Source organism: Frankia gtarii (genome assembly GCF_025403375.1).
Taxonomy (GTDB): domain Bacteria; phylum Actinomycetota; class Actinomycetes; order Frankiales; family Frankiaceae; genus Frankia; species Frankia gtarii.
On record NZ_JAMPTM010000354.1, the window covers coordinates 1 to 6,332 of the forward strand.

Annotated in this window: 5 protein-coding genes; all 5 read right to left on the bottom strand. The window is 71.6% G+C overall.

Annotation, left to right across the window (positions count from 1 at the left end; genetic code table 11):
- Positions 1-197 precede the first annotated feature (197 nt).
- From NBZ83_RS29205 to NBZ83_RS29225, 5 genes are read right to left on the bottom strand one after another with little or no spacing between them, the layout of a single operon-like run.
- Complete coding sequence (locus NBZ83_RS29205) at positions 198-977, bottom strand: SDR family oxidoreductase (protein ID WP_261568659.1); 780 nt, start codon at positions 975-977, stop codon at positions 198-200.
- On the bottom strand, positions 974-1,900 hold the full coding sequence (locus tag NBZ83_RS29210; protein WP_261568660.1) for a phytanoyl-CoA dioxygenase family protein: 927 nt from the start codon (positions 1,898-1,900) through the stop codon (positions 974-976). The genes NBZ83_RS29205 and NBZ83_RS29210 overlap by 4 nt, the downstream gene beginning before the upstream one ends.
- Entirely contained in the window at positions 1,863-2,681 is an 819-nt protein-coding gene (locus tag NBZ83_RS29215) for an IspD/TarI family cytidylyltransferase (protein ID WP_261568661.1), read from the bottom strand. Before NBZ83_RS29215 ends, NBZ83_RS29210 begins: the two co-directional genes overlap by 38 nt.
- Positions 2,674-4,065 (bottom strand): DUF4910 domain-containing protein, encoded by a 1,392-nt coding sequence (locus NBZ83_RS29220; protein ID WP_261568662.1) that lies wholly within the window; start codon positions 4,063-4,065, stop codon positions 2,674-2,676. The genes NBZ83_RS29215 and NBZ83_RS29220 overlap by 8 nt, the downstream gene beginning before the upstream one ends.
- A gap of 23 nt (positions 4,066-4,088) precedes the next feature.
- Complete coding sequence (locus NBZ83_RS29225) at positions 4,089-4,919, bottom strand: sugar phosphate nucleotidyltransferase (RefSeq protein ID WP_261568663.1); 831 nt, start codon at positions 4,917-4,919, stop codon at positions 4,089-4,091.
- Between the last annotated feature and the right edge of the window lie 1,413 nt (positions 4,920-6,332).

A 6,332-nucleotide genomic window follows, 5' to 3' on the forward strand; every position in this document is an offset into this window, starting at 1 on the left:
TCTCCGCAGCCCCCGCCCGGCTGACGGGCGTCGGCCCGGCGTGGTTCGCTGGCCGGGCGATTGCCGGAGGATCGCCGAAGGTCTTGCCGGCTGTCCCAGGAGGATCGCCGAAGGCGATCCGACGAAGACCCCGCGACCACCCCGATGCCAGGGGTCCCCGTAAAGCGCCGAAGGCGCTTTACGGGGAAGGCTCTCCCCTAGTAGCTCTTCTTCGCCGGGCGCAGGTGCAACTCGGTGATCTCGGCGGTGGGCGGGAGCCGGATCAGGTAGTCGACGAGGTCGGCGACGTCGTCGGCCTGGATGAGCAGCGCCGGCGCGTACTCCCGGCCCTCCCGGGCATAGATCGTCTCCTGGCGCGGGGTGGCCGTGCGGCCGAGGTGGATCGTGGCGACTCGGATGCCGTCGGCGTTGATCTCCTGGCGCAGGCTGTCGGCGAAGGCGCGCATGGCGTGCTGGGTCGCGGCGAACTGGCCGGTGCCGGCGCCGGCGCGCACACCCTGCGTGGAGTTGACGATGACGATGTCGGCCCCGCTGTCGGCGCCCGCGACCCGCAGCGCGGGCAGCAGGCGCTGCGTCAGCGCGTAGGGCGCGCGGACGTTGGCGAGGTACTGCGCGTCGAGGTCGGCCAGGGACGCGGCGTCCATCCGGGCGCCTGCGTAGGTCCCGGCGCTGTGCACCAGATGGTCGACTCGGCCGTGACGGGCGGTGACCTCGGCGACGAGGTCGGCGACGGCCGCGTCGTCGGTCAGGTCGAGCCGCAGCGCCACGAGCGTGCCCGGCCCGGTCGCCTCCTTGCCGAGGGCGTCGAGCCGGGCCTGGTCGCGGCCGAGGGCGAGCACGGTGGCGCCGTCCGCGGCCAGGCGCAGCGCGGTGGCGCGGCCGATGCCGCTGGACGCCCCCGTCACGACGGCGACGTGCCCGGCGAGCGCGAGCCCGTCCGCGGACGGGCTCGCGCTACCGAGGGACGTGGTGGTCATGCCGTCGACGGCTGGGAGAAGACCAGGACGGCGCCTTCGCGCGGCGGTGCGGTGTCGTAGCTGAGGCAGATGTCCTCGGGGATGCGGCTTAGATCCGTGCTGCGCAGGTAGTCCCGCATGGTGGTGCCGGTGCATTCGGAGTCGACGTTCGGCGCCCCGATGTGGTTGATGACGTCGTCGACGTGCACGGTGCGGAAGTCCATGCTGAACCGGGTGCGCCCGGAGTTGTTCGGCACCGAGGAGTGCAGCTGCGCGGCGGAGAAGACCAGCATGCCGCCGGACGGCGCGACCACCCGGGTCTGCGGGAAGATCTCCACCTCCTCTTCCGGCTTCGGCTGCTTGCGGGTGTCGGACTTGATGTGCTTCGCGGCGCTCGCCCGGTTCTTCGCGTTCCACTCGTAGTAGTCGTAGTCGCGGGAACCGTTTTTCACCCCCTGGCTGAAGTAGCGCGGGTGAAAGGCCAGACCGTTCTCCGGCACGATGTCGAAGATCGGCATCCACCAGTTGAGCTGGCAGAACGGGGCCGAGTACCAGGTATCACGGTGCGGGTGGAAGGCGTAGGCGATGCCGGAGGTCAGGTAGTCGTCCGACGTCGAGGTCCGCAGCCGCGGCACGTCGAAGTACGTCTTCTCCGGGTCGACGCCGTGCTCGGTGAGGATCGCCGGTAGCAGTTCCTTGCAGGTGGGGTGGTGGATGAACCGCGGCTTGAGCTCCGCGAGCAGGGCGGCGTACTCCTCGACGGGCATGTGGTACTGCGCCGTCTCGGGGTCGAGGCTGCCGAACGCCTCGCGGATCAGCCCGCGGCTGAACTCGACGAACTCGCGGGTCGCTGGCCTGGGTGCGTAGACGAACAGGTCGCCCTGGTAGAGCTTGGCCCGCCGCTCGTCATCGGACAGCGTGGACTCGACCAGTACCGAACTCATCGGATTTCCCCTCGGAACGGACGTGGGTGAGAAGAAGCCGGGCCATGGCGAGTTCGTCCGGCGTCGTGACATGGATGTTGGCGGGTTCGCCCGGTACGACGACGACCAGGCCGCCGGCCTCGGCGACCATCGCCGAGTCCTCCACCGCCTCGCGGGCGCCCGCGTGCGCGGCGCGCAGCAGGTCCGCCCGGAACGCGTGCGGCGTCTGTACCAGCCGATGGGTCTCTCGCGGCAGCGACGCCCCCGCGACGAGCCTGGGGGAGGGACCGACCCCGCCCGTGGGCTCGACTGCGCCGGCGACCTGAATCCCGCCGACGACCCGAATTTCCTTGACCACCTCGGTGAGCGGCAGGCCGGGTACGGCCGCGTCGGCCCCGGCCCGGATCTCGTCAACGACGCGCCGGTAGAGGGCGGGGGTGGCCAGCGGGTGCGCGGCGTCGGTGATCACGATGATGCCGGCGTCCATCGGCACGGCCGCGAGCCCGGCCCGCACGGACTCGGCCCGGGTGGCACCGCCGGTCGTCAGGTGGACGCCGGGCGGGGGCGACCAGCCGTCGACCGCCGCGGCGGGCACGACCACGACGATGCCGTCGCTGGCCGCGCGGGCCGCGGCAACCGGATGGGCGAGCAGCGGCTCGCCGCCGAGATCGAAGAACTGCTTCGGGCCACCGAAGCGGGCGCCGCCGCCGCCGGCGAGCACGATCGTCCAGACCGGTCCGACAACGTCGGATCGCCCCGGCCGACCGGCCGACCGGCTGGGGCTGCCGTCAAGGTCAGCCACCGGGCGCATCCGCGGGGTCAACGCCCGCCTCGGCGAGCAGGTCGACGCCGGCCAGCGCATCCGCGGCCTCGGCGACGGTGTCGAACGCCAGGTCCGCGCGCTCGGCGATGTCGAGCAGGCTGCGGGTGCCGTCGGCGAGGTTGAGTACCCACAGCAGGCCCATCTCGATGGCCTGGCGGTTCATCGTCGCGCCGATAGCCCGGTACAGGCCGCGCCGGCCGAGCTGCGGCTCGCCGTACGGGGCGGTGTTGCGCCAGGTCCGATTCCGCTCGCAGATCTCGATCGTGCGCCGCAGGAGGGCGAACGAGTCGGCGAGCGACTCGGGCGTGACGAACTCCAGGTCGTCGGCCGAGGTGTGGTACTGCGGGTACTCGCCGTGCTGGCCGCGGCCGAACCGGCCGACGGGCAGGTCGAAGCCGGGCGAGCAGAACTGCCGCTCGTCGTAGCCGTAGGGGGAGAAGTCGACGACCCGGTGCGGCCGGCCCGTCTCGGCCAGCGCCACCGCGGCGGCCCGGTCGACGGCGGCGTCACCCCGGCGACTGCGCTTGTAGGTCGGGTCGCTGCGGTCGCCGAGGCCGGTCAGGACCAGCCCGTGGCGGATGCGGTCGACCGAGTCCCGGTTGCGGGCGAGCCAGGTGATCGAGCCGATCGTCCCCGGGATGAACAGCAGCCGGAACGTGTGCCGCCGCGGCCCGGCGGCCAGCGCCCGCGCCAGCAGGGTCGCCGTGGCGATGCCCGAGCAGTTGTCGTTGGCCATCGCCGGATGGCAGGTGTGCGTGGTGATCAGGAACTCGTCGGATGTCTCGCCCGGCAGCACGATCTCGCCGTAGGTCAGCGACCCGTCGGTGAGCGTCGTGTCGATCTCGACCTCGTACTCGCCGTCGGGCAGGGCGCCGAGCTGCCGGTCGGTCAGGCAGAAGCCCCAGTTCTCGTTGTAGTACGAGGTCCGGTAGGGCACCCAGTCCGGCCGGTCCGGCATCGAGAACAGGTGCGGGCGCAGTTCGTCGAGGGGCATCCGGGCGCGTACCGGCGTGCTGTAACCCAGCAGGTGCAGCGGGTTGTCGGCGGCGTCGACGACGGTCTTGCCGTCGGGGCCGATCAGCCGGGCCGAGCCGACGTTCCACTCCCGTGGGACGGTCCAGTCCAGCGCCGGCGCGCCACTGGGCACCTCGTGCACGGTGAGCGGCACCTCGGGGCCGAGCGCCCGGGCGACGGTGCGCAGTGTCGTGCGCACACCCTCGCCGGTGATGCTGCGCAGGGGCGGCAGCAGGTCGGCGATCAAATCGTGCAGCCAGCGGCCCGGGTCGGCCGGCAGCGCAGCGTCGTCGTGGTCGCCGGCGTGGCCGGTCGTCCCGGCCACGCTCGCGGATGCGGATTCGGTCATCGTCGCGGATCCGTCCGGACTTCTCAGTCGGCCCAGACGCGCCACGGCGCGGCCCCGGCGTCCCAGAGCTGGTTGAGCTCGGTCCAATCCCGGAAGGTGTCCATGCCCATCCAGAACCCGTCGTGGTTGTGCAGGGTGAGCTGGCCGTCCCGGGCGAGCTGCTGCAGCGGGTGGCGCTCCAGCAGCAGCGCCGGGTCGTCGTCGAGGTACTTGTCGATGAACTCGCGCTCAAAGACGAAGTAACCGCCGCTCACCCAGCCGGTCTGCGGCGGCTTCTCGGCGAACAGCGTGACCGCGTTGCCCTCGGTTTCCAGCTCGCCGTAGCGGCTCGACGGCCGGACGCCGGTGACGGTGCCGAGGCGGCCGGATTCGAGGTGGTCGGCCAACACCGCGTCGACGTTGATCGCGCCGACGCCGTCGCCATAGGTGAGCATGAACCGTGGCCCGGTCAGGTACTGGGCGACCCGGCGCAGGCGGGCGCCGGTGCCGGTGAGCAGGCCCGTCTCCGCAAAGGTGACCTCCCACTTCTCGTCGCCCACCGCGTTGTGGAACTGCGGGGTGTGGTCGTCCGAGAGCGTGAGGGTGAAGTCGGCGACCTGTGCCCGGTAGGCCAGGAAGTAGTTCTTGATCAGGTCGCTCTTGTAGCCGAGGCAGAGCACGAACTTGCGAAAGCCGTAGTGTTCATACGTCTTCATGATGTGCCACAGCACCGGCTTGCCGCCGATGTCCACCAGCGGCTTCGGCAGCTTTTCGCTGGCCTCCCGCAGCCGGGTACCCATCCCGCCGCAGAGGATGACGACCGGGATGTCGGCAGCGTCGGGGATCTCGGTGGTCTTGGCGCTTTCGATGCTCAAGGCTTGCGTCTCCCGTGCTCATGCCCCGGTCGGGCTCGGTGGGGCGGATGGGCGCTCATGGCATGGTCCTCGCTGGACCGCAGTACATTGCGGGTAACCCGTGGGGGGCCTGCAGCCCTTCGCCGACCGATGCCGGGGCCGACGGGGACAGCCGCCGGTCGTTCCCGGTGCGCGGGATGGCGCGCTCCCGCGTAAGGACATCGCACGCTCGCCCGCGCTCAAGGGCGCGCGCGGGCGTGATCCCCCTCTGCCGTTTCTTGATCTGCTGTTTCTTGATGGATACCAGCGGCGGACCGCCTTCATCAGCGTCCCCCCGGCACTGCCGTCGCAACGGTACCGTATGCCCCGCTGCCTGCCGGAAGTGTCCCTTCCAGCCTTGCTGCCGACCCCCTTGGCGATGCTGCCGCGGGGCCGGCCCGGGCCACCTTGGTGGCCTTTCGCGGGTCGTCGACGCCTGCTCCGCACGAGATCTCCGCGCCAGCGGCCACGCCCCCGCGAGATTCCCGCCACGCCGTCGCCCGGCGCAGTCCGCGCTGCCCCCGCGGCCGCCACGTCCCCCGGAGCCTCTGCCGCGCCCGTTTACGCTGGCCAGGACGCCCGTCGACGCCCCTCGCCGCATCGCTGCGGCCCCAGCGGGCGGCCCTGGACAGGCCCGACCGCCGACGGCGGAGGCCGTCGGGTGACGGCACCACGCGGCCCACCTTCGTGGCGAATGAACGGTAAATAGTGCCAGATCTTCGCAGGCCCGGCAACTCACCTGACCGGTACCGCGTCCTGACTGGTGGATCCCGCGATGGCGCGGGCGTCCGGCCTGCCGGCGGTCGCCGGCTGCCGGCTGCTTCCCACGGAGCGGAAGGGGTTTGGTGTCGATGCGGATGATCGTTGCTGTCCGTGATAAGCCGAGGCCGCCGACATCGCTCTTCGTGCGTTGTTGTTACGGTTCGTCCGTCACTGCTGGATTGATGAAAGAGCCTCGGCTCGCGGCGTTGCCGGTGCCGACGAATCCCCTGGCAAGTCGGCCGGGTGGAGGAATTGTCACCCCGGGTGAGAGTCGGGCGCTGGATAAGTCGGAACGTTTTGACGGGGCAGAGAGCACGATCTGGGGTGATGCGGGTGCGCGGGCGCTCCTGGTCGGATGAGCCTCCGGCCGGAGATCGGGAGCGGATCGCGCCTCGGTCCGCGGAATCCGGCGACCCAGCCCGACCCGTCACGTCCGGGGCGCAACCGCCCGACGGGGACGTCGGCGGCGCTCGCGCGGACCGCCGGCCGGGTTCCGGCCGTTCCGAGCGCCGGCATCGGACGCCGCCGGTGGTCCTGCTCCCTCCGGCCATGACCATGCGTGCCGGCGGGTCGCGGACCGACGGCGACGGTGACCAGCCGACGGCGGCCGGTGCGGATCGACCCGCCGATCCC

Excerpts from the sequence above, each read along its gene's own strand:
- NBZ83_RS29210 (WP_261568660.1), bottom strand. The coding sequence starts at position 1,900 with ATGAGTTCGGTACTGGTCGAGTCCACGCTGTCCGATGACGAGCGGCGG.
- NBZ83_RS29205 (WP_261568659.1), bottom strand. The coding sequence starts at position 977 with ATGACCACCACGTCCCTCGGTAGCGCGAGCCCGTCCGCGGACGGGCTC.
- NBZ83_RS29220 (WP_261568662.1), bottom strand. The coding sequence starts at position 4,065 with ATGACCGAATCCGCATCCGCGAGCGTGGCCGGGACGACCGGCCACGCC.